The organism is Arthrobacter sp. MYb227, from assembly GCF_002975435.1.
In the GTDB taxonomy this organism is placed as follows: domain Bacteria; phylum Actinomycetota; class Actinomycetes; order Actinomycetales; family Micrococcaceae; genus Paeniglutamicibacter.
The window spans coordinates 31648-54483 of the sequence record NZ_PCPT01000010.1; the positions used below are offsets into that span (position 1 = coordinate 31648).

At 54.4% G+C, this 22836-nt stretch carries 26 protein-coding genes and 3 tRNA genes; 20 read left to right on the top strand and 9 right to left on the bottom strand.

The window, feature by feature from the left end:
- Positions 1-14: 14 nt before the first annotated feature.
- Both CQ018_RS15900 and CQ018_RS15905 read right to left on the bottom strand, forming a co-directional pair.
- Positions 15-1349 (bottom strand): D-arabinono-1,4-lactone oxidase, encoded by a 1335-nt coding sequence (locus CQ018_RS15900; protein ID WP_105551004.1) that lies wholly within the window; start codon positions 1347-1349, stop codon positions 15-17.
- Positions 1346-2581 carry an alanine racemase gene (locus CQ018_RS15905; protein ID WP_258142657.1) on the bottom strand — a complete coding sequence of 412 codons (1236 nt, stop codon included), beginning with the start codon at positions 2579-2581 and terminating at the stop codon, positions 1346-1348. The genes CQ018_RS15900 and CQ018_RS15905 overlap by 4 nt, the downstream gene beginning before the upstream one ends.
- A 111-nt stretch (positions 2582-2692) precedes the next feature.
- On the opposite strand from CQ018_RS15905, the gene CQ018_RS15910 reads away from it, so the two are divergent.
- The 3 genes from CQ018_RS15910 to CQ018_RS15920 all read left to right on the top strand — a co-directional run bounded on the left by CQ018_RS15910 (position 2693) and on the right by CQ018_RS15920 (position 4842).
- Complete coding sequence (locus CQ018_RS15910; RefSeq protein WP_105551005.1) at positions 2693-3316, top strand: alpha/beta hydrolase; 624 nt, start codon at positions 2693-2695, stop codon at positions 3314-3316.
- Between the two features lie 155 nt (positions 3317-3471).
- Positions 3472-3921, top strand: coding sequence for a DUF2871 domain-containing protein (locus CQ018_RS15915; protein ID WP_105551006.1), 450 nt, complete (start codon positions 3472-3474; stop codon positions 3919-3921).
- 96 nt (positions 3922-4017) lie between these two features.
- Positions 4018-4842 carry a hypothetical protein gene (locus CQ018_RS15920; RefSeq protein WP_105551007.1) on the top strand — a complete coding sequence of 275 codons (825 nt, stop codon included), beginning with the start codon at positions 4018-4020 and terminating at the stop codon, positions 4840-4842.
- Between the two features lie 26 nt (positions 4843-4868).
- Here the strand turns inward: CQ018_RS15920 and CQ018_RS15925 are convergent, their stop codons facing one another.
- Positions 4869-6143, bottom strand: a complete 1275-nt coding sequence (locus CQ018_RS15925; RefSeq protein ID WP_105551008.1) for a DUF445 domain-containing protein — start codon at positions 6141-6143, stop codon at positions 4869-4871.
- Positions 6144-6260: 117 nt separating this feature from the next.
- Here CQ018_RS15925 and CQ018_RS15930 point away from each other — a divergent pair, with 117 nt between their 5' ends.
- A complete protein-coding gene (locus CQ018_RS15930) occupies positions 6261-7121 on the top strand; it encodes a glycerophosphodiester phosphodiesterase family protein (RefSeq protein ID WP_105551009.1) in 861 nt (286 codons plus the stop codon).
- 21 nt (positions 7122-7142) lie between these two features.
- Here the strand turns inward: CQ018_RS15930 and CQ018_RS15935 are convergent, their stop codons facing one another.
- Positions 7143-7694: an HdeD family acid-resistance protein gene (locus tag CQ018_RS15935; RefSeq protein WP_105551010.1), complete on the bottom strand. Its 552-nt coding sequence runs from the start codon at positions 7692-7694 to the stop codon at positions 7143-7145.
- Between the two features lie 140 nt (positions 7695-7834).
- Between CQ018_RS15935 and CQ018_RS15940 the strand changes: the two genes are divergently transcribed.
- Positions 7835-8545, top strand: a complete 711-nt coding sequence (locus CQ018_RS15940) for an AzlC family ABC transporter permease (RefSeq protein ID WP_105551078.1) — start codon at positions 7835-7837, stop codon at positions 8543-8545.
- Positions 8542-8856, top strand: a complete 315-nt coding sequence (locus tag CQ018_RS15945; protein ID WP_105551011.1) for an AzlD domain-containing protein — start codon at positions 8542-8544, stop codon at positions 8854-8856. The genes CQ018_RS15940 and CQ018_RS15945 overlap by 4 nt, the downstream gene beginning before the upstream one ends.
- 12 nt (positions 8857-8868) lie before the next feature.
- Here the strand turns inward: CQ018_RS15945 and CQ018_RS15950 are convergent, their stop codons facing one another.
- Positions 8869-9417 carry a hypothetical protein gene (locus CQ018_RS15950; RefSeq protein WP_105551012.1) on the bottom strand — a complete coding sequence of 183 codons (549 nt, stop codon included), beginning with the start codon at positions 9415-9417 and terminating at the stop codon, positions 8869-8871.
- Between the two features lie 125 nt (positions 9418-9542).
- On the opposite strand from CQ018_RS15950, the gene CQ018_RS15955 reads away from it, so the two are divergent.
- From CQ018_RS15955 to CQ018_RS15975, 5 genes are all read left to right on the top strand, one after another.
- Positions 9543-9848 (top strand): thiamine-binding protein, encoded by a 306-nt coding sequence (locus CQ018_RS15955; RefSeq protein ID WP_105551013.1) that lies wholly within the window; start codon positions 9543-9545, stop codon positions 9846-9848.
- Positions 9849-9852: 4 nt separating this feature from the next.
- The gene (locus CQ018_RS15960; protein WP_105551014.1) at positions 9853-10542 is read left to right on the top strand and encodes an O-methyltransferase; all 690 of its coding nucleotides are present in this window, start codon (positions 9853-9855) and stop codon (positions 10540-10542) included.
- A 58-nt stretch (positions 10543-10600) separates the two neighbouring features.
- Positions 10601-11122 (top strand): GNAT family N-acetyltransferase, encoded by a 522-nt coding sequence (locus CQ018_RS15965; protein WP_105551015.1) that lies wholly within the window; start codon positions 10601-10603, stop codon positions 11120-11122.
- Positions 11064-11996: a fused MFS/spermidine synthase gene (locus CQ018_RS15970; protein ID WP_181149934.1), complete on the top strand. Its 933-nt coding sequence runs from the start codon at positions 11064-11066 to the stop codon at positions 11994-11996. The genes CQ018_RS15965 and CQ018_RS15970 overlap by 59 nt, the downstream gene beginning before the upstream one ends.
- A gap of 109 nt (positions 11997-12105) precedes the next feature.
- Positions 12106-13242, top strand: coding sequence for a methyltransferase (locus CQ018_RS15975; RefSeq protein ID WP_105551016.1), 1137 nt, complete (start codon positions 12106-12108; stop codon positions 13240-13242).
- Between the two features lie 101 nt (positions 13243-13343).
- On the opposite strand, the gene CQ018_RS15980 is transcribed toward CQ018_RS15975, so the two are convergent.
- Positions 13344-14810, bottom strand: coding sequence for an NCS2 family permease (locus CQ018_RS15980; protein WP_105551017.1), 1467 nt, complete (start codon positions 14808-14810; stop codon positions 13344-13346).
- Positions 14811-14980: 170 nt separating this feature from the next.
- Between CQ018_RS15980 and CQ018_RS15985 the strand changes: the two genes are divergently transcribed.
- Complete coding sequence (locus tag CQ018_RS15985; RefSeq protein WP_105551018.1) at positions 14981-15952, top strand: universal stress protein; 972 nt, start codon at positions 14981-14983, stop codon at positions 15950-15952.
- Between the two features lie 98 nt (positions 15953-16050).
- Here CQ018_RS15985 and CQ018_RS20750 read toward each other — a convergent pair whose 3' ends face one another.
- From CQ018_RS20750 to CQ018_RS16000, 3 genes are all read right to left on the bottom strand, one after another.
- Complete coding sequence (locus CQ018_RS20750) at positions 16051-17721, bottom strand: NlpC/P60 family protein (RefSeq protein ID WP_105551019.1); 1671 nt, start codon at positions 17719-17721, stop codon at positions 16051-16053.
- Between the two features lie 299 nt (positions 17722-18020).
- On the bottom strand, positions 18021-19124 hold the full coding sequence (locus CQ018_RS15995) for a C40 family peptidase (RefSeq protein ID WP_105551020.1): 1104 nt from the start codon (positions 19122-19124) through the stop codon (positions 18021-18023).
- A gap of 350 nt (positions 19125-19474) precedes the next feature.
- Positions 19475-19846 carry a metallopeptidase family protein gene (locus tag CQ018_RS16000; protein WP_105551021.1) on the bottom strand — a complete coding sequence of 124 codons (372 nt, stop codon included), beginning with the start codon at positions 19844-19846 and terminating at the stop codon, positions 19475-19477.
- Between the two features lie 183 nt (positions 19847-20029).
- On the opposite strand from CQ018_RS16000, the gene CQ018_RS16005 reads away from it, so the two are divergent.
- The 8 genes from CQ018_RS16005 to CQ018_RS16040 all read left to right on the top strand — a co-directional run bounded on the left by CQ018_RS16005 (position 20030) and on the right by CQ018_RS16040 (position 22826).
- Positions 20030-20102, top strand: a tRNA-Glu gene (locus CQ018_RS16005).
- Between the two features lie 80 nt (positions 20103-20182).
- Positions 20183-20256: transfer RNA gene (locus CQ018_RS16010), tRNA-Asp, on the top strand.
- A gap of 56 nt (positions 20257-20312) precedes the next feature.
- Positions 20313-20388: transfer RNA gene (locus CQ018_RS16015), tRNA-Phe, on the top strand.
- 264 nt (positions 20389-20652) lie between these two features.
- The gene (locus CQ018_RS16020) at positions 20653-21102 is read left to right on the top strand and encodes an Asp23/Gls24 family envelope stress response protein (RefSeq protein WP_105551022.1); all 450 of its coding nucleotides are present in this window, start codon (positions 20653-20655) and stop codon (positions 21100-21102) included.
- Positions 21099-21290 (top strand): DUF2273 domain-containing protein, encoded by a 192-nt coding sequence (locus tag CQ018_RS16025; RefSeq protein WP_105551023.1) that lies wholly within the window; start codon positions 21099-21101, stop codon positions 21288-21290. Before CQ018_RS16020 ends, CQ018_RS16025 begins: the two co-directional genes overlap by 4 nt.
- On the top strand, positions 21287-21634 hold the full coding sequence (locus CQ018_RS16030) for a hypothetical protein (RefSeq protein WP_146111932.1): 348 nt from the start codon (positions 21287-21289) through the stop codon (positions 21632-21634). Before CQ018_RS16025 ends, CQ018_RS16030 begins: the two co-directional genes overlap by 4 nt.
- Positions 21635-21636: 2 nt before the next feature.
- Positions 21637-22215, top strand: a complete 579-nt coding sequence (locus tag CQ018_RS16035; RefSeq protein ID WP_105551025.1) for a hypothetical protein — start codon at positions 21637-21639, stop codon at positions 22213-22215.
- Positions 22212-22826: a hypothetical protein gene (locus CQ018_RS16040; protein WP_105551026.1), complete on the top strand. Its 615-nt coding sequence runs from the start codon at positions 22212-22214 to the stop codon at positions 22824-22826. The genes CQ018_RS16035 and CQ018_RS16040 overlap by 4 nt, the downstream gene beginning before the upstream one ends.
- Positions 22827-22836 lie beyond the last annotated feature (10 nt).

The window sequence follows — 22836 nt, forward strand, 5'->3', positions numbered from 1 at the left end:
CCAGAGATGCGAATTTAGCGACCTAACACATGGCCCAGATGCTCATTGAGCATCACTCCTGATGGATCTACAGCATCGCGTTGTGCCAAGAAGTCATCGAATCGAGGATAAGTCGAGGCGAGGTAGCCTGCGCCCTGAGTATGTAATTTACCCCAATGCGGACGCCCACCATAGTGAATGAAAACCTCTTCAATTTTTTTGAAGAATTCACTCGAGGGTTCCCCAGCGTACCTATGCACGGCAATGTATGCGCTTTGTCGTCCCGAAGCGGTTCCTAGCCACGTATCGTCGGCAGCTGTTGCACGCACTTCAAGTGGAAACGTGATCCGTTCGGGGCAGGACTCCAGTACCCGACGGACCGCGGCAAAGACCGTGGGAAGCGCCGAAAGCTCCACAGCGTATTCCATTTCGCGGAAACGAACCCGACGTGGTGCCACGAAAACATGCTCGGACTGATCTGTATAGGTACGTGCCGCCAACGCCTTGGCTGCGAGTTTATTGATGCTGGGTACTGTCGCCGGAACCTTGGCACCGAGCCGGCAAAGAAGGGCAAAAGCACCATTTCCCATCAGCTCATCATCAAGAATTCTTGAGCGCCACGGCACCGGATCCACGGGAGTATTTTCCGGTAGCCGGGTATTGGTTTTGGTCAGAGCCGTTTGAGTGTAGGGAAACCAATAAAATTCAAGATGATCGGTGAGTACCACGCGATCAACGAATGACTCGAGCATGCCGGCTAGCGGTTCTGGTTCCTCGCGAGCCAAAAGCTTAAAACGTGGAACACATTGCAAGGTGATCTCGGTCAGTACGCCCAGCGCTCCAAGGCCCACGCGCGCGGCCTGAAATAATTCTGGGTACTGTTGTGCGTTGCATTCGCGAACTTCTCCGGTGGGCAGAACGATTCGCAACGCGGTGACCATGCCGGAAAAACCGGTAAAGCCGAGTCCGGTGCCGTGTGTTGAGGTGCTGATGGCACCGGCGAGTGACTGGTGGTCTATGTCTCCCATATTGGCAAGGGCCAGCCCATAGGGCAGCAGCAGCCGTCCGATGTCGCGTAGCCGGGTGCCTGCCTTAAACCGCACTTGGTTAGTACTTAGATCGACGTGGATGATCCCGCTGAAGCGGTCGAGACTCATCAGAGTTCCAGTAGTTGCTGCGATCGGAGTAAAAGAATGGGCCCCACCGACTACTTTAAGTGTTGACCCGGTTTCGTTGGCGCTGCCCAGAGCCGCAATAATTTCATCTTCATCGGCTGGGACCGAGATATTTTGCGGTACGGCGATGGAACTCGCCGCCCAGTTTCGCCACGTTCCATTGCGCCCAAGCCCCTCGATGCGTGGGGTTTTCACAGGAAGGCCTTCCCTTCGGACCGGTACGTCGGCCAAGAATCAATAATTTTTCCGTGGGAATACACGGCAATCTCATTGAGGCGTTCGGCGGGTTCACCCGACTTGGCGTGCCGAAAATACACTGTGTCACCAAGCCTGAGCTTGCTGGCATGTTCCCCGCTCAATGGTGTTTGTACCTCTCCTGGACCTTCGGTGCCGTGATATTTAAGCCCCAGTGGCCACGCAATGGTGGGTAGCCGATCTGCTCCCGGTGGCCCGGAAGCAATCCACCCACCACCAAGTACCGTCACGGTATTAGGACCCGGGCGGCGCACCACATTCAACCCAAAGAATAATGCGTGTTTTGGTTGAAAGTGTGTGTATGAATCGAAGAGCCCCGGGCCCAACAGCCCCGAACCCGCAGCAATTTCTGTGACAGCCGGCTCGCTGGAGGTTGATTCAATAGACCCAGTACCGCCGCCGTTGACAAACTCGAGATCGGTAAGGGTTTGCAGGGCCGCAACGGCCTCCGCTCGACGAGTTCGTAGCTCCATTGCAGAGGCCTTCTGCATGGCTCGAATCGCCGTTCCCTTCGCTCCGCTTGCGGCATTGCCAACCCCGGCGATCTGTCCCTCATAAGCCATGAGCCCGACCAAGGAAATTCTGGGCTTGCGCAAAATAGCTACTGCCAGCTTGGTGACATCGGCGGCGGTGCGCAGCGGGGAGCGAGCTGCACCAATGCTGATGCCCAGTGCCGGGCGATAGGAAGCGTCCATGTCAATGGCGATTCGAATATTCTGTCGGTCCGGAACTGCGCGATCCAATATTTCTATTTGCTCAATATCATCGATCATGAGCGTGATGTTCTCGCGGCCAATCTCGCTTGCAGCAAATTTTTTGAGTACTGATACGTCGGTACAGGGGTAGCCGAGGACTATATCTTTTATTCCACACTCGGCAAGCCAAAGGGCCTCGGACAGCGTGAATGCAAGGACTCCCGCATAGCCGGGTTTGCTGAGGGTTTTTTCAATTGCGCGCCTAACACGGAGTGACTTTGAGGCAACCCTGACGGGCTTTCCCTTGGCACGTTGGACTAAATCTCTAGCGTTGGCCTCAAAATTCTCCAAGTCCAGCAGACCTACGGGGCGAGAGATGAGATTGGCTTGAGCAAGCGCATCATCATATTTCTCAAAGCGGACCGCGGTGGCCAGCTCTTCGGCTCGACTTGCCGCCGGTTTTGTATAGAACACCACGACTTCTCCGTTTCACACCCTCAAAAGTGGTACCAGTCACTTTTCGTTATTTCAACTTACCCTAATGCGTTCCTAAAAACTCATCGCCCAATTAGTGGTTAAGCTGGGTACATGGATGAGGCAATCTATTCCAATGACGCACGCCAACGCGCGAATACCGATCTGGTGATAGTGCTGCACGGGTATGGTTCAAACCCACAGCGCATGCTTCAGTGGTTTGCTACCCTGCCACCGGGGGTCACCGGGGCGGCACTGCGTGGGCCCCTCGACGTGGGTGGGGACCGAGGCTGGTTCTTGCTTGATTACTTCCTCACCAATAATTTTGCTGAGGTTGTTGCCGCTGCCCAACGGGTATTTGACTGGCAAGACAAATACGCGCTTGGGTACAAATCAATAAGCTTGCTGGGTCACTCGCAGGGCATGGCCATGGCAACCACGTTGCATCGCTTGCGTCCCGAAACGTATAAATCACTTGTTGGATTGAGTGGATTCGTGCTTTCCAATGAGCTGCTGAACCTCACAGACACCACACCCGAAATCGGGCATGAGATCCCGTGCTTCTGGGGTAGGGACCCACAGGATCTAGTAATCAACCCAGAAGCCGTGCAGCACACCAAAGAATGGTTGGATACCTATACGGCGCTGACGGCTCGAAAATACCCGGACATGGGTCACGGATTCGGCGCCGATGAGGAGCGCGATGTGAGAGCCTTCCTAAGCCACTATCTAAAGTAAGCAAAAGTTGATCAACCAATGAGTCAACCGGATGGTTGATTTGCGCTAAGAAGACTACCGGCAGGATTGATAGTAGCCGGAGAATCTCTTCCCGCATCTCTAGGCCCAGCTGTACCGAGTCAAAGCGCGGGATACATAGATATGGGAGCTAGGACATGATGCGAATCTTGTATACGGCATTTGCTTTTGGGATCACCGGAGTGCTTTCCGGGCTGTATTACCGGGAGCTCACCAAGGCCAATGATTTCTTTGACCGCTCAGCCTCGCAGCTTCCCTTGGTACACACCCATTTATTGGTGCTGGGATTCGTATTTTTGCTGATTGTTTTGGCACTTGAAAAGATCTTCAATATTTCGGCAAGCGCACCGCGTGTTTTTGCATGGTTCTATTGGACCTGGACACTTGGCGTTGCGATCACCGGAGGGATGATGTTGGTGATGGGCACGATGACGGTATTGGGTGCCGATGCAAGTTCCGCTGCCCTTGCCGGAATCGCCGGATTGGGTCATATATTGCTAACGGTTGCAGTTGTACTACTCTTCGTTTCCATGCGTACGGCAATGAAGAACGCTGCGAAGCCCCAAGAAATAACGGCTGGCGTCTAACTTGCCGGTTCAGCGGCCTCCGGGCCGCTGTGCTTTGCCGTCAAGTAAACGGAACACTGCCATCATTCAGTCTGAGCGTTTAGACTTCATTGCAGAATGAAAAAGAACCCAAAGCCCTCCGCGATTATTGGCCCAGACGGAAAACCCGTCGGTGGACTTCAGAACGCCATGATGAAGGCCGTTGGCGTCCAGCGCCCCCTGGTGCTTGCGTATTTACGTAGGTTGCGGCGCAAATACCCGCAGCACACGGCGGCCGAGCTAGCGAAAATTGTTGAACGTGATTACCTTTTAGCGATTACGGGATCCGGTGCCGCGGTGGGGGCAACCGCAGCCCTACCTGTGGTCGGTACTGTTGCCGCACTGGGGTTCTCTGCCGCAGCAACCATTGGTTTCCTTGAAGCAAGCGCGCTCTACGCTCAGTCGTTGGCCGAACTTCACGGAATTACCACCGAAGACCCAGACAAAGCTCGCTTGCTGGTGATGGCCATATTGCTTGGTGAAGAAGGCAGCTCAATGATTGCGGCGCTCACTCATCAAGTTTCGGGCCGTGGAGCCGGACCGGTGAAGGGGTGGGCTGCAATGTTTGGAGCCAATAAACCTGCAAGCCTGGTCAGCAGCATGCAAGGGGGCCTGCAGCGGACCTTCATGAAGAAAATGTTAACGACTCAAGGCGCATCAATCATGGGTCGGATGGTTCCATTTGGCATTGGTGCCGCGATTGGTGGAGCCGGCAACAGATACCTGGGTAAGCGCGTGGTTGAAGCAGCAAGTCTTGCATTTGGTTCCTTGCCTACCAGCATTCCCGGACAGCTACTAGGTGAAATCGATGCCCGTGCACAAAGTTCCGAAGAAGAGATTATCGGTGAGCTTGAGGCGCAGATCGAAGCCGAGCGCACAAGGCGAAACCAGAACTCTAAGTAGTGAAACTTCGATTTTCGCTGGGATGCCTAACGCAATATTGCGTTGGCAATACTGAAAATCGTTAGACCCGCAAGGGAGCCGACCACCGTTCCGTTAATGCGGATGAATTGAAGATCCCTGCCCACCTGTAGCTCGATCTTGTCACTGGTTTCCCTGCCGTCCCAGCGCGCCACTGTATCGGTGATCAGCGAGGTGATCTGTCCGCGATAGTTATCAATGATGTAGCCAGCAGCATTCAGAACCCACGCATTAACCTTGGTAGCTAGTTGCTCGTCATGACTGAGTCGACGGCCCAGATCGCTTATGCCAGCCACCATTGATTTACGCAATTCTGATTCGGGGTTACTCATGGCATCAAGCAGCGCTGCCTTAATCGACGACCAACTGGTTGCTGCCAACTCACGAAGCTGCGGATCACCCAACAAAGAATGTTTGAGCGCTTCAACCTTTTGAATCATCGCAGGGTCATCCTGCATATCGGCTGCAAAGTTCTTTAGCCACTCATCAATACTTGTCCGCATCGGATGATGAGGATCCGAACGGACCCCTGCCACAAACTTACTCAATTCCTTATGGAGCTTTTCCCCTAATAGGGTGTCAACGAGCGAAGGAACCCACGACGGTGAATGCTGCGCGACCGTAGAAACTATCATTTGTCGGTTGGCTACAACCCATGTTTGAGCACGCTCGGCGAGCAAATCTACTGCCGGTTTGTGATGGCCATCGGCGATGACCCTTGACACGATGCGACCAATAGTTGAGGACCATTCCGGTGCCAACATATGTTTCTTGGCCAGCGACTCGATGAGGGCCAAAATGTCATGGTCATCAAGCACTTCAAGAGCCGCGCCAATGAGTGTTGATGCTTCCTGGGCTACTCTTTGTGCTGATTCTTCCTTCGCTAACCAGCGCCCGGTACTACCTGCAATATCAAGCTGATCGAGCTTCTCCTCGACCACCTCGTGGGACAGAAAGTTTTCTTGAACAAACTCCCCGAGGCTCTCGCCAATCTGATTTTTTTTACGTTCAATGATCGCTGTATGAGGAATCTTTAGTCCCAGGGGGTGCCGAAAAAGTGCGGTGACGGCAAACCAGTCTGCCAGAGCACCGACCATGCCACCTTCGGCGGCTGCTCGCACATACTCGAGCCACGGGTACTGCTGCTGAAACGCGAAGGCAAGAGTAAAAATGATTGCCATGAGGATCAACAGGCCCGTAGCAACTCGCTTCATCTTGCGCAGCGCAACGGCCTTTGCTGCATTGTTTTCCGTAGCCAGTGACGAAGCTCGGGCTGTTGACATGTGCGTAGACTCCCCGGTGCCTGAAGGTAAAGTTGGAACAAAGTCCAACGATAGTTCACGAATTGGTAGGTGCGGTTTATACCGCGCCTATAGCTTGAGGGTTGTAGCGTGAAACGTATGCAAACTCTCGTTTACGCTCATCGCGGTTCCTCGAAGGCCTACGCCGAAAATACTCGTGCCGCATATATGCAGGCCTTGGCCGACGGTGCCGATGGAATTGAATGCGATATCCACCTCAGTGCCGATGGCTTTGTCGTTTGCCATCACGACCCAACCGTGGATAGAACCTCAAATTCCTCCGGCAGGGTTGGTGAAAAAACTCTTGCGCAACTGAAATCATTGGATTTTTCCTCATGGAGGAACCCACACATTCCCTCTCAGTTCGGGATACTTCACGATCAACTGATCACCCTGCGTGAGTTGGTGGAACTCATGCTCGAATCGGGGCGCGAGATTGGGTTGGCGGTGGAGATCAAGCATCCAAGTCCCTTTGGCAGAAAACTTGAGGAAGCGATGCTTGCCGAGCTGAAACATCTTGGCTGGGAACCTCAAGAATCACGGATCAAGAATATTTATGTCTCGTTCATGAGCTTTGATCCCGAGTCGGTGCGTTACCTGCTTGAGAGGATTCCGGGCCGGCATGTATGTCAGTTGGTGACGGAGGTTGACGAAGAATGGATCGATGAGCTGGTGTTGGCAGGTGAGAGCGATCGTGCCGCGGTGGCTTCGGTGCTTGCACAATCCATGGCCGGCGGTGTTGAACTGCTGAATTCAGGGATTCCACACCTTGCGGGACCCGGCATTGAATATATCCGTAAGCATCCACAAACGATCAACACCTGGCTGCAAAACGGTTCAACCTTTAGGGTCTGGACGGTTGACGACCCGAAGGATGCAAAATTCTTGGTGGGACTCGGGGTCACTCAGCTGACGAGTAACGTTCCGGCATTGATCAAAGCCAAGCTTGGGCTTTCCTAAAGTTCAAACTTGGAGCGACACTTATGCGTTGGCTCGTAGCGTCTTAAATCCTTCATAGACCATCGCGGCTCCGGCCAAAATGAGGAAGATCGCGATAACGACGAGCATCGTGAGGATTCCAGCTCCTGGAGCAATGACAAGCCAGAGCCCAAGCACCATGGTGATGCCGCCGCTGATCAGCCCAACCCACCAGAATGTAAAGCTCTTCCGGGCAGCCAACGCAGCTGCAAGTTGAATAATGCCAAGGATTAAAGCCCACCAGCCAATCATCAGCACGATAATGATTGCAGTTTTATTTGGCCAGATCATCGCGAAGAGGCCGGCAAGAACCGAGACAATGCCTAAGGCCAGCAGCCAAGGATTCTTCGTGCTTTTCCTCGCTGTAAACCATAAGCCAAGGTTCAGGGCCCCATCAATGAGGAAGAAGAGACCGAACAGGAAAACTACGGTTGCAACGGTGATGTTTGACCAAGCAACGATCATGATGGCAAAGACTATTGCCAGAGCTCCACGCAGGATCAATGACCAGCCAGTGGGTTTTGCATGGTGGACCACGATGGTTCCTTCGAGCATGAGCTTTCCTTCTTTCTGAAGATCACTAGGGCAATGACCGCCGGGTTAGTGTCAGTCTATGGTGAACAAGGAGTCATATTGGGAGAAGCACCCAAGGATTTTAACTTGACCATGGTTAAGTGGACAGCGTGTTCCCCAAGATGACCCCCGCTACCAAGATTGGCTTGTCCATTGCCATCGCCACAGGGCTGTATGCAATTTCTTATGGTGCCCTTGGAGTGGCCGCGGGGTTAAACGTCCTCCAAGTGTCGGTCTTGAGTCTGCTGATGTTTACCGGTGGGTCGCAATTTGCCTTCATTGGGGTGATCGCCGGAGGTGGAACTCCTGGTGCTGCTTTTGGTGCAGCAACATTGCTTGGAATACGCAATGCGGTTTATGGCATGCAAATTAAATCGATGCTGAGACCCCGTGGGCTAACCAAAGTTTTGGCGGCTCACGTCACCATCGATGAATCGGTTGCCACGGCGTCCGGGCAAAGCGACCCGGCGGAACAAAAACTTGGTTTTTGGGTGGCTGGCCTAGGTATATATGTCTTTTGGAATATATTTACTCTCATCGGCGCCTTGCTTGGGGATGCCTTGGGCGATCCGAAAGCTTGGGGTCTTGACGGTGCAGCGGTTGCCGCATTCTTGGGGCTGCTGTGGCCCAGGCTGAAGTCCGCTGAACCCATCGCAATAGCCTCGGTTTGTGCACTTGCCACAATTCTGGTGATCCCCTTAGTCCCGCCGGGAATTCCCATTCTTGTTGCAGCTGTTCTCTCCGGTGTTTGGGGCTTCTTTGGCAAAGGTCCAGCCACCGAAGGACTGGAACCTGATATCGAACCAAAACCTAGTGATCGAGGTAAGCCATGAGTGAGCTGTGGCTTTGGATTGTTCTGGGGTGCCTTGCCGCCTATGCGATCAAGATGCTCGGATTCTTGGTTCCCGAGAAGGTCCTCGAAAATGAGAAAGTTACTCGTGCGGCTGGTGCCTTGACAATTGGGCTTCTTGCCTCGCTGACCACAGTGAATGCTGTGGCAAGTGGCACCGAAGTAGTTTTCGATGCACGCATTGGTGCCTTGGTAGCAGCGGCTATTGCACTAATCCTCCGCGCACCATTCTTGGTTGTGGTGATTGTGGGTGCCGGCGCAGCAGCCTTGTTGCGATGGATGGGCTGGGGCTAATTCATCTTTGGATCAGTCCACTGCCATTTCGAGATCAGGGTCTTGGTAAACGCTCAATGTGTAAGAAGTCCCAGCCGTGGCCGTGAGGTTGATGTTGAAGGATCTCGCTTCTTCGGGAACATCGAAATGAACACCCGTGTACTGGCCATCGCAGTCGAGCTCAGAGTAAGACGAATTACTTCCTTCAAGAGTTATAGTTCCATCAACACAGACGAACTGAACGATAACTGGACCGTTTTTTACTAGATGTGAAATACGCAGCGAAACCGGGTCTCCGGTGTCATTTATTTTCACCTTCGTGAGCGCGTTGGTTCCATCCGAGGTCATGAAGGATGTGGGATCCGGCAAGTTCTCTTTGGTGAAGGGTTCCGGTGTTGGCTCTGGAATGCCAAATTGCCCAAACATTTCCAGCTGCTCTTGCTCCCAACCAGTTAGTTCGGTGGGGCTCGGCTCTGGCGTTGGTGTGGCAAGGCTTCCGTCGGGATCGGTCAGCGACGTGCACCCGGTCAGCCCCAGCAAGAGCGCCGCGGCACAAAACCAACGAACAATATGACGACTCATGGGATTCATCCTATGCATGGCTATCGCTCGAGGAGGTAACAACATGAGGGGTATTTCCACACGTTTTGCACCGATTGTCATTGGTCAACAGTGACAGTGCGGCAGCATAGTGGCATTGTTGAAGCATGATTGTTGCCTTTTCCCTAGCACCCAGCACCGACAACGCCGATGGTTCGGTACATGACGCGGTGGCTGCGGCGGTAAAGATCGTTCGCGAATCGGGACTGCCAAACTCGACTTCCTCAATGTTCACCGAGATTGAGGGTGAATGGGACGAGGTGATGGATGTGATCAAGCGGGCAACCGAAGCGGTTGCTGCCTACGGTTCACGAGTATCTCTTGTACTCAAGGCGGATATCCGTCCCGGGTTCACCGGAGAATTGAGCGGCAAGATTGAACGCTTAGAAAAGGCTCTTAACGCCCAGGAGTAATCTCATGCACGATCCAGCGGTGCCCGTCACGCCAAGCGACGTAGACACATTCCTCATCAAACAACTTTTGGCTCCGGAACCGGAGCTTGATGCGGCACGTCAACGAGCACATGATGCCGGGCTGCCGCGGATTGAGGTCAGCGAGGTACAAGGAAAATTCTTGATGCTGCTGGCCCAAATAGCCGGTGCCAAACGAATCCTAGAAATTGGAACACTTGGCGGGTATTCAACCTCTTGGCTGGCCCGCGGAGTAGGGACCGATGGACAGGTGGTGACCTGCGAATATGAGCCTCTACACGCACAAATTGCTGCAGATAACCTTCAAACTGCGGGAATCGCTGATCGGGTTCAGATCCGCATTGGAGCAGCCGTTGACACCCTTGATGCCTTGTTGGCCGAAGGAGGGCAGCCCTTTGACCTTGTGTTTATCGACGCCGATAAGGAAAACAATGTTCACTACATTCAGGCAGCGATTTCCCTAGGAAAATCCGGAACCGTAATTGTTGTGGATAACGTGGTGCGTGACGGCTTGGTAGTACATCCTGCAGACCCGCAAACCCAGGCCGGTGCACTGATCAATGGAGTGCGTGCAGGGCTAGAACTGTTGGGAACACACCCGTTACTTGATGCCACGGCACTTCAAACAGTGGGGCTCAAGGGCTGGGATGGCTTTGCCCTAGCACGGGTCCGCTAGCTCGGAGGCTGAGCTGAGGCGTTGGGCTCCGGCGCGCAATAGCGCATAGGCTTGCAGGGTGAGTACCCAGACCTACACCATTCGCCTTGCCACACCCGAGGATATTTCCGCCACACTGGAGATGAAACTCCTTGCCTGGCGTCAAACCTACACCGACCAACGCCCAGAATCCTTCTTCAATAATGCTCAAGCACGCCAGGAACTAGAAGCCGATTGGTGGGCCCGCGGCCTTGCCCAGGGTGCCGAATTGTGGATTGCCCTGGATCAGGACTCAAACATTGTTGGTGTTGCCGGTGGCGGACCTGTGGCCGAGGAAGATCTTGGCACCGGGGTTGGCCTTGAGCTACAGGTGCTTTACGTGCTTGCCGAGCATTACGGCAGCGGTCTTGGCGCCCAACTCCTAGAAACAGTGTTGAGTGGACGCGACTCTTTGCTCTGGGTCCTTGAGGGTAATGCAAGGGCCATTGCGTTCTATAAGAAGCACGGATTCATTACCGATGGCCGCATTGAATCACTCGCCGATGACTGGGCCGGGCTGCGCGAAATCTGCATGGTTCGCAGGGGAGACTCACGTGGCTAAGGGAAAGACTAAGAAGAGTTCACGCGGCAGCAACACTGCGCCGGAGCAGAATGCAGTTGCACCGCAGGACGGTCCTCTGGAAGGGATATATCCCATCGATACGGGTACCGCAGAGCTTGAACGTGATCCCTATTCGCCCACCGGTTGGCTGCTACGCATCAACGATGTTCCCTCCTCGCACGTAGACCTCGCCGACCCTGGGCACCTAGATTTCGAATATATGCGCTGGATCGCTGCAATTATTCGTTCCCGCTTTGCACCCGAGGATATTACGGAGCAAGAACATAAACTTCGCGCCCTGCACTTGGGTGGTGGTGCCTGTTCAATGGCCCGCTGGATCAACGCAACCTACCCCAATGCCCGGCAGGTAGTTGTTGAACTTGATGGTAAGCTCGCCGCTCTGGTGCGTGAGTGGTTTGATTTGCCACGTGCTCCCTTGCTGCGGATTCGTGTGGGAGAGGCCGGAGCTGTACTGGCAACGCTCACCGATGCAACACGAGATTTGATCATTAGGGATGTTTTTGCCGGAGATCAAACCCCACGTGACCTGACAACTCTTGCGTTCACGGCTCAGGCAGCCCGTGTCCTTGATGCAAATGGCCTCTACGTGGTCAACTGCGGGGACACCCCATCACTTGAAAACGCCCGCCGTGAGGCAGCAACCATTGCAGCACTGTTCAAACACGTGGCAATAGTCGCCGACCCTACAATGCTCAAGGGCCGACGCCACGGCAATGTCATCATTGCCGGATCAAATGCACCGATCCCCGCGGAAGCACCCTTTATCCGTGAACTACTCGGTGGTGGGGTGCCTGCTCAGCACTGGGATGATGCAACTGTGCGAGCATTTGCCCGCTATGCGATAGCCATCTAGGGCTCTGCCCACGGAAGTAGGCTTAACGAGTGCCCATTCTTCCCCCGCTGGACGCATACATAAGCTTTTGGGGGACAATCACTAGACGCAGGAGCGCCCGAAAATCCCCATGAACTCCCCAACCTATGTTTCCTGGGAACAGGACGGAGCAACACGAACAGCCGTCTTTTCATCCTCTAATGCGGCCAAACCACCGGCGCGAATACAATCCGTCGATGACACACTTACCGCGCATGAGGCGCACAAGCTGGCGGCCCAGGGTGTTGGGATGCTCTGGACGGGAGATTATCATAACGCCCGGCAACTGCTAAGCGCCATGGGCCGACGAGCCCCTGACGCAGGTAAGCCCAAGCGCCAACGAGCCCAAGAAAGTACTGCCGAACGTTTTTATAAGTATCGACAGGCCCGTACCCAGCGTTCGCGGATGCTCTCTATGCTGATGGTCCCGGTCGAGCCGGGACCGGTGGTTGCCCTGCGCCGCGCACCGGATATTACCAAGGCCTGGCGCAACGCCTTCGGTGAGGTTACTGAGACAACGGTGGTGACGTTGCAGGAACTTCTTGGGGCCATTGGTGCCCAGCAGTGGCGCGCCACTGGATTATTTGTTCCCGCGTTGGATGCAAAGATTCATCCCCATTACGGAACCTTTGCCCCGGTGCGTGGAGAGTACCTAGATTTAGTAGCTCAAGCGCAGCTTCCTGCAACAGATACTGCCTTTGATATTGGCACCGGTACCGGTGTGCTAGCAGCGATCCTTACCAAACGCGGGGTTCAAAAAGTGGTTGGTACCGATTCGCAGGCCCGTGCCATCGAGTGTGCAAGTGAAACGTTCGCATCTCTGGGGCTCGCAGAACGGGCCAGTGCCGTGCAGTGCGATATGTTCCCTCCGGGGCGTGCCTCACTTATTGTCTGTAACCCGCCATGGTTGCCGGGTACCCCGCAAACCTTGCTTGACTACGCTGTATATGACCCCAAATCACGGATGTTACGCGAGTTTCTGCGTGGACTACCCGAGCATTTGAATACAGCCGGTGAGGGGTGGCTGGTCATCTCGGACTTGGCCGAACGATTGGGACTGCGCAGTCGGGAAGAGTTTTTGGGCTGGGTGGCGGAGGCCGGGTTGGAAGTTCTCGGGCGATCCGACACCCGTCCAACGCATGGCCGCAGTGCTGATACGACTGATCCATTCCATGCCGAACGATCTGCGGAAATCACTTCACTGTGGAAGTTGCGGGTGCGCGGCTAAGCGTCTGCGTGATGAGACTCAAAAGCCGGTGAGCTCGCCCCCCTGTAGGGGGTGAGCTCACCGGCTTTTCTGGCTAAGAACCGGGTATCAGAGGGAGAAGTTTAGACTCCCATGGCCTGTTCAATGACGCCAATACCGAAGAAGAGCACGAAGGCTCCGGCAACTGCCCACATCAGTGGGTGAACTTCGCGGGCTCGCCCCTGAACGCTCCTGATGAAGACGAATGCAACAAAGCCCGCACCAATGCCGTTGGCAATCGAGTAGGTGAATGGCATCAGCACGAAGGTCAGGAATGCCGGGATGGCAACGCCCCAGTCGTTCCAGTCGATCTTTGAAACGTGCGAGATCATCATGAACCCGACAACCACCAAGGCCGGGGCGACTGCCTCAAATGGCACCAGGTGGATCAGCGGGGTCAGGAACATTGCGGCAATGAACAAGATGCCGGTGACAATTGAGGCGAGGCCGGTGCGGGCACCTTCGCCAATGCCAGCTCCGGATTCCACGTAGATCTGGCTCGAAGAAGCAGAGGCGCCGCCGCCAACTACAGCACCGAGAGCATCAACAAGCAGAACCTTGTCCACATCTGGGATGTTCCCGTGTTCATCGACCGAATCTGCTTCATTGGCAAGGCCCACCATGGTGCCCATGGCATCAAAGAAGATCGAGAGCAGGATGACGAAGGCAAGTAGCAGGGCCGCGGTGGTGCCCAAGTTTTGGAAGGCACCGAAGATGTTTGCCTGACCAATCAGCGACAGGTCGGGCAGCGCCCAATTTGGCATGGAGGGGGCCACCAAGGACCAGCCCTGAGGATTGGAGGTTGTTCCGTCGAAGGATGGGCCGATCTTGAAGACCGCTTCAAGAATGTTTGCTAGAACGGCCGAGACGACGATGCCGATGAGGATTGCGCCCTTGGTTTTGCGCACCACTAGGGCGATGGTCAGCAGCAAACCAACGATGAATACCAGGATGGGCCAGCCAACAAGTGTGCCTTCGAAGCCCAGGCCGACGGGAACTGTGGTGCCCGCGGCGTCCGGAACGCGGCGCACAAAACCGGCATTGACAAGTCCAATGAGTGCGATGAACATGCCAATGCCCACCACAATTGCTGTCTTGAGGCTTGCGGGTACGGCGTTGAACACCGCGGTGCGGAACCCGGTAAGCACCAGAATCAGCATTGTCAGACCGGAGATGATGACAAGGCCCATAACATCTGGCCAGGTGAGTCCGGGGTTGGTGGCAACAGTCACGGCAATAAAGGCGTTGACACCAAGTCCGGTGGCCATGGCGAATGGGTGCTTGGCCCAGGCGCCCATGAGGATCGTCATGATGCCGGCTACCAGCGCGGTAACTGCTGCAACTCGGGTGGCGCCAAGTTCGGCGCCGGTGGAGTCCGCACCCGCAAGGATGAGCGGGTTAAGTACCACGATGTAGCTCATGGCGAAGAACGTGGCGAAGCCGCCACGGATTTCACGCGCATAGTTGGAGCCACGCTCGGTGATTTTGAAGTATCTGTCAAGACGGGAAACGGGCGTCTTGCTAAGGAGGGAGTTGTCCTGTTTGGGCATGGGGGAATTATAGAACTATTTTAAGCCAGTAGGCGAAATGCCGTTCGAGTTTCGCGGGAACGCGCCTATTGGATAGACCCACGTCACACCCGTGGTGAACAATAGAACCACAGGGGTATGCGGCGGTAAGTCCGAAGCACCTGAGGTCCTGACACGTAGGAGTGAAGACGATGAGCGAAAAGATTTTTAATCAAGACGACACCGAAGTCATCCAGGGAATCGTTGTTGGCGTAGACGGGTCTGATCAGGCGCTTTGCGCTTTGAAATGGGCGGTCAAGGAAGCCAAGCGACGTGGTTCGGTGCTGAACATCGTCACCGCGTACACCATCCCGGTCTTTGCTGCCTCCTCAATGGACGCGGGTTATGCGACCCTCGATGACCAGCTGATTCGCAATGGTGCCGAAGAAGTTGTGCGTCAGGCTCGGGCCACTATCACCGATGAAGATGTAACAATTCGCACATACATTGAGTCCGGTGATCCATCAGGTGTGCTGCTGGATCTGAGCCGTCAGGCGGAACTCATTGTCGTGGGTACCCGTGGCCGCGGTGGATTCGTTGGCCGTCTGCTTGGATCGGTTTCCAGCGCGCTTCCGGCACACGCAAAATGCCCGACGGTTGTCGTTCCGCTGTGCATTGCTAAACGCTCGGATGATGATCCGGAAATTCAGGACCGGATTGTTGTTGGCGTTGATGGTTCTGACCGTGCTCGGATGGCTGTGCTTGTTGCTGCCGAGCTTGCCGCTGCCCGCGGCCTGTCGATGCGCATCGTATGTGCTCTGGCCCCGGTTAGCGGGGCTCTGGCATGGATGCCGGCAACAGTGGACCAGGAAGCCGTGGCGGCCGATGTTCGCCACCAGATGACAATTGGCAAGGCCTGGTTGCAAAGCTACTTCCCGGAATTGGAAATCGATATTGATGTCCTCGAGGGTGCCCCGGTTGAAATTTTAATTCGTGAGTCGCAGACAGCAAGGCTGCTGGTGACCGGCTCACGCGGTCGCGGAGGATTTGCTGGCATGCTCCTTGGATCCACTAGTCAAGGCGTCCTACACCACTCCAAGGGCCCTGTGATGGTGGTTCCCGATGGTGATGATCCACGTTTGGAAACTCGCAAGCGCTTTGAGGATCGGGCCAACGGCCTATAAGTACCACTGAACAGTAAAAAGCTCCGCTCAACCAGACAAAGGTTGGGCGGAGCTTTTTCGTGGTCCTTCAAGATATAACTACACGGAATTTGCCGGTGTTAGTAGCGTCCCGCATAGGGGTGAAGATTATTGACGTAGCTCAACGGAGTTACCGAGATTCCGCTATTCGGGTTGCGCGCATGAACTACCTGACCGTTACCCAAGTAGATGGCCACATGGTAGAAAGACCGTCCACCGTTGCTGGAGGAGAAGACCAAGTCTCCGCGACGCAGCTGGCTCAAAGGAACCTTCTTGGGTGCTGCAGCATATTGCTGTGAGGAGCTACGCGGTATGCTGATGCCCGACTTTGCGAATGCAGTTCCGGAGAAAGATGAACAGTCGAAGCTTTTGGGTCCGTTGGCACCAAAAATGTATCCCTTTGACGGATCATCCGCAGTTTTAAGTGCCCAAGAAATTGCCGAATTGAAGTTTCGGGATGACGGCGGTGCAACCTCAGTGACCGGCGGCTTCGGCTTCGGCTTGGGAGTCTCAGGCTTCGGAGTCGGTTTTGGAGCAGGAGCCGGTGTTGGCTTCGGGGTGGGCTTTGGCTTCTCTGGGGTTGGAGTTGGCTTCGGCTTTTCCGGTGCCGGTTTAGGCTTCTCCGGCGTCGGCTTAGGAGCTTCCGGTTTCGGCTTCTCCGGAGTTGGCGTCGGCCTGGGAGCGTCCGGAGTAGGGGCTGGCTTAGGTGCCTCCGGTGCTGGCTTTGGCTTTTCAGGTGCTGATTCAGGCACGATCGGTTCCGGCTGCGAAACTACGGGAATGGTCTCGGTCGGCTTGGGCTTAGTTGGTTTAGGAACCAACGTATTATCCTGCTGGCGTTCGGTTGGAACCTTTTTCGGCGGAGCAGCAAGCGGCTTAATCTCCGCAGGATTCACTGGCTCTTCGAGCACCGGGGGAGTCTGTGGAGCCGACTCAATCAATGCCTGAAGTCGTGCTGCCTCTGTTGCAGCTTCCTTGGCGGCAATACGCTGGGCTTCGACCTTTGCATCAACATCGCGCAGGAAAGCGAGCTGGTTGATGATGTCGTTGCGGAGCTTTTCTTGAGGCGAGATCTCTGCCTCGTAAGAGGAGAGCGTACTCGCTGCGGTACTGGCCGCCTCTAGCTGGGCCGCGGTTGCCTCGTTTGCTGCCGACTCCGCATCGCCTGCATAGTCCTGCCAAGCCTTCCAAAGGGCTGCGGCTTCTTCAGCAGTGCTGACGGTGCGTGCGCGATTGGCACTTAGCGCTCCCATAGTTGAGGCCTTGTAGAGGACATCGCTGTCGGCGTTGCTCTCAAGCAAAGTCACCACGCCGGGGTTAATTCCACCATTACGGTACAAATCGGAAGCCAGAGCTCCGACTTCTTTTTTACTGTTCAGCAGGTATTCGGTGGCTTTTTCGGCTTCCGTGCGGGCTTCCTTAGCGGCGCTTGCACGTTTTTCGAGAAGCTCGTTTGCATCAAGGAGGCCGTCTTGAGCTTCAAGTGCACTGGCTTCTGCCGTCAGAATCTTGCTGCGTCCTGCTTCAATGGCTGCTTCTAGTTGGGAAACCATTGCCTGAAGTTGTGCAGGATCGGATTTGGCGGCCTCTAACTGCGCCTGAGTAGGTAAGGGAGTAGTCGGTTCGCGGGTGATGCTGACGGAAAGCTGTGGGGCGAGCGGTGCGGCGGAAGCCGGGGCTACACCAGCGACGCAAGAGACAGTTAAAGCAATTGCGCAGGCTGCAACACCAAGTGTTTGCCGGAATACCATGCCGTGTGTTCCTTACCGCTGCGATCGGTTGAAAGCATTTCCAAAATACCTGTGAAAATGCGGCGCGGGAGTCCGGCCTGATCGCTGCTACCTCTAGCACCATATGGGATATTCATTCACATTGGCAACATCCTGCGCAAAACAAAAAGCAATTACAGCCGTGTAATTATCAGATTTTTTGTCTCGTTATAGACGATCACAGTGCATGCGCGAAAGCCGTGCTGGCATGGGAACCCATCATCAGCACGGCTTTCATTTCACCGAGTACATCTCCGCGTGCAAGGTATGGCGAATATTCCTTAGTAACGGCCTGCGTACTTGTAGATATTCCGCATACCCGCATAGTTAAGCTTGGTAACCGAGATACCAGCCTTGGGGTTACGTGCGTGAGCGATCTTGCCTCCGCCAATGTATAGAGCAACATGGTAGAAGGAACGGCCACGGTTAGAGGACCAGAAAACGAGGTCACCCTTCTTCAGCTTGGAGAGCTTTACCTTTTTGGGTGCAGCCTTGTACTGTGCGCTGGAAGTGCGCTTGAGCTTCTTGCCGCCTGCGGCAAATGCCTTGCCTGTGTAACCCGAGCAGTCAAAGTAGCGGGGTCCGGTTGCCCCGTAGCGATACTTGTACTTGTTGTTACTTGCAATTTTTTTGGCCCATTTCACCGAATTGTCGATGCGCTTGGCACGGGAAATTGCTGTTGGTAACTGAACGGCTGCACCAGAGATTGATGCGGTTCCGAATGCGCCACTAGGTACCGTGGCGAATTCGGGGTCAAGGGCAGGGTCATTGATTGGCGCTTCAACGTTTTGTTCAGAATCCTGCAATGCTGCCATGAGTTCGGCTTCTTCGCGGGACTCGGTCAGTTTTTGCAAGCGCGCGGTTTCGGCCTTCACCGTAGTGTTGCCAACCTTGGCCGAGGCTCTGATGAGTTCTTCTCGCTTGGCGCTCAGTTCTGTTTCGGCCTTCGCATAGAGGCTCTGGACGTTAGCCGAGATTGCAGCGCTCTGTTGGCGGTCACGTTCGGCGGCAGTAAAACTGAACTTAGCAAGTGAGGTGCCTGAAAGTGAGGTGGGAGAGATCTTCTGGGCGGTTGCTGATTCTTCGGCAACTACTAGGTTCTCTGCTGCTTCGAGGGCCACGGCTTCGGCATCCTGGAGGGCAGCGTCTACCTGGAAGATCTGAGATTCAAGGGATTTGGCCGTGGTGGCCGGGGCGATGGCAGCTACTGCCATGCTCTTGGTGATGTCTTGAATAAGATTTGGGTTGAGCTCTGCTGCGAGGACGGTTTCCGAGGGAATATCTGAATTTGTGGGAACCGGAGCTGCGGAGGCGCCTGTTGCCAAAACGGTGCTGGCTACTAGCGCGGTGCTGGTCGCAATGACCAAGTGTCGAAGGACGGACAAGGGATTTTCCTAACTGCCTTGCAGCGCAACCAGGTTTTGGAATCGTGGCCGGGCGAATCATGTTGGCAAGATAGGCCTGCCGGATCGCCGATCGTTCTTGGTCACGGGTTGAGCTGCATCCCCAAGAAGTAGGAGTGGTGGGGTGGCTTTGTGCAACGAATGCATAACGAGCATGCAGGAGTATGCGTGGCTTGTCGAGGGTTCGGTCACGAAATGGTCACGATAAAATTGGTTTTCGTAACCATTTCGTGACCAAAATATTTTTACTAATTCCGTTCCGAGCTGGACTTTTGTGCTAAGTGCCGGGCTAGGGTGCGAATCACAAAAATATTTTTCTCTATTTTAGAGATTCAACCCCAGCCGAGGTCGTGAAGACGTTTGTCGTCAATTCCGAAATGGTGGGCAATTTCGTGAACCACAGTAATTCCTACCTCCTCGATTACCTGCTTTTCGCTCGAGCAAATATTTAGGATCGAATTTTTGAAGATGGTGATTCGGTCCGGCAGTGCTCCGGCATCCCATCCAGCATCCCGATCGGTTAATGAAGTTCCTTCGTAGAGTCCTAGGAGCTGAGTCTGCGGATCTTCATTTGGGGGTGGAGCGTATGCGTCTTCAACAAAAATGACAACGTTGCTCATGAGGCGACGGAGAGCTTCGGGAATCTGCTCTAGCGACCGCTCTACCAATAGTTCAAAGTCATCATCTGTCATTTCGAAAGCCATAAAACGAACTCTAGCGATAGTTTCCGACTCGCTGCTTGCCGTCCGGAAAAATCTTTTCCGCGTGATTCCGGGATTTTTCTAGCTTTTTCGGCCCGGAGGGCCTCTCGTTTTGCATCAACGGAAATTTACCTCTATAGTTATTGGAGTCCACTGCGGCGGAGAAATTCAACGCAGAGGTTCCTGGCCCCCATCGTCTAGCGGCCTAGGACACTGCCCTTTCACGGCAGCGGCACGGGTTCGAATCCCGTTGGGGGTACGCATGAAATGCGGATTTTACAAGAGCGAAAAGCTCTGGTAGAGTTCTTGTCTTGTGAGCGAGGGAGACTTCGCAAGTAAGGCCCTGTAGCGCAGTTGGTTAGCGCGCCGCCCTGTCACGGCGGAGGTCGCGGGTTCAAGTCCCGTCAGGGTCGCTTTGGTTTTCTGGTTCGCTGGGAGATCACGGTGATCATCTAGCCTGATGATGCCAGGCTCTGTAGCTCAGTTGGTAGAGCGTTCGACTGAAAATCGAAAGGTCACCGGATCGACGCCGGTCGGAGCCACCACATAAAACCCTCTTGGAAACAAGGGGGTTTTTGCTTTAACTCGAACCTTGGACTTTAAGCCCTCTTCAGTAGCCAGCACCACCTCATTTCTGAGCCAATTCCGGCGTTGCCCTAGACTCCACTTTTCGCGGGTTTTAAGTGAGCCCGCTTTGTGCCTATATATAGGTATAAAGCGGTGACGATCCTCCAATGGCTTTCTGGGACGTAACCAAAAAACGGTTGTACGCTGTGATTAGTGCCACTGAATAACTTTTGGAGGTAAAAATGAGCGATCCACTTGCATCCGAGAAGTCAGCCCCCGCAGAAAATCAACGTGTTGCCGGGGGACTAACTAAGCTCACCGATCTTGCCATAGCCAAAGTCGCAGCGGGTGCAGCTCGAAGTGTTCCTGGGGTTCATTCGCTTGGATCAGGAACTTCGCGGGCCTTGGGGGCAATTCGCGGTGCGGTGGGCGCGGGTTACGAACCCGCCCACGGTGTCAGTGTTGAGGTGGGAGCAACACAAGTAGCAATCGATATTGTCTTGACGGCAGTGTTCGGGGTCCCACTGCACGAGCTGGCGGGAAGAGTGCGTGAAGCTGTATTTGTCTCCACCAGTGAATTAACCCAACTTCACGTTGTTGAGGTCAATATTGAGGTTGGAGACGTCTATATTCCAGGACCCACGGGGTTAGGCAGTAAACAAGAAACAGTAAATCGAGGAGAACAGCCTTGAAAACTACACTCATTGGTACCTTAATCGGAGCAATTCTTGCCTGGGCGGCGCTTTCTTATGGTTTTGGCGGGTTCCTTCTCATGGCGGTCTTCATGGCGATTGGAGCGTTCGCCGGCAAAATGGCTAACAGTCGGGTCGATTTCAGGGCCCTGCGTGACGTGTTAACCGGGCGGCGCTCTTCATCATGAGTGCCTTGACCGGAATGAAAAGTTTAGCTCGGCCGGGCGAACAGTTCCCGGGATATACCCGTATCGGTGCGCACGCGCTAAGCAATGCTGCCCGAGGCATAGCGGGAAACCTCTTTGACGTGGATCCATATTTAGTACGCGTCTTTTTGCGTGATGATGCTGGATATCTTGCACTGAGTATTAATCTTCCGCTTTCCCTGAGCAGACGGACTGTTTCATTGCTTCAAGACGCAAGAACCCAGCGACCAATCTTGGGACAGCAGTTCACTGCGCTCACCGGAGCGCTTGTGAGCAAGGTAGATATCAGAATCACGGGTGTTGTCGCTGCAGAGGGTTGGACTTGAGCATGAGTGATCTCGACGATGAAACCGTCAAAACACGTGAACTGACTAGCGGCAGATCACCTGCGGCGATAGTACTTGCGGTGCTGGTTATTGTATTGTGCGGATACGCACTTTTTGAAGCCTCGCTCAAAGCGTTGGGTCAAGAACCACTAATCGCAACCCCAGAAACATGGTGGCGTTGGATCTCGACATTACCCGGGGAATCGAACCTCTACGCGTTAGCCGCAGCCGGAGCGGTGCTGACCATGCTGGGTCTGACATTCTTTATTCACGGTGTCCGGACTGGACGACTTGCTAAACACTCGATGCAATGCGAAGAGGCAGTCCTGATACTTGACGATCAGGTCCTGGCAGCTGCCCTAGCTCGGCGGACTCAGGTGGACGCAGCGGTTGGACAAGGCCAAGTCTTGGTCATCATCAACAGAGATCGCATCGAGGTGCAGATTAGACCAACATCTGGAACGCCGCTTAGCGACGACACCGTAATTGCGGCTCTTGAAAATGAGCTGGAAATTAATTCCGTCGTACCTTTACCAAAGATTAAGGTAAAAATATCTGCGAACGGGGTGATCGGGCAGTGAACCTCACCCCACGGCCACTGAATCGGCTACTTTGCGCCATCTTCGGCGTTTTGATCATGGTTATAGGCATCCACCTGCTGTTGATCTCAACTATTTCCGGCTATGCAAGGTGGTGGCGCGCCTTCGCAGGTGAAGTAGGTCAAACAAGCCTGCAAATACTGAGAAACACAACGCTCGCGGGACAAAAAGATTCCTGGCTATGGATTCTGATAGCCATGGGGCTCATCATCATCATTTTGTTGATGATTTGGTGGATTGCTGTGCAAGGCAGAGGTCGGGTGAACGAGTACGTCAATAGCTATTTTCAGGATGATCCGGTGCCCGGACGCATTGAAATTACCGATGCAGCAGTTGAACAAATTTTGCGTACGATCCTAGGCAAACGAACCGATATTGTGTCCCTGAGCCTAACTCTCTGGGAGAACACACCAACCCCGGGGATTAGAGTCAAGGTACAACCGCGCAGCGGTGTTGCACCCGCCGAGCTCGGGGCGCAGGTTGCTCTGGCAGTCCGTGAGACCCAGGAACTCATGGGTGTCTCGGGCCCGATTGTTGTACATCTGGCCGCCGGTGCGCGCGCTAGGTTTGCTCGTAGTGAACGCGTCCAATAGTATTCAGAGT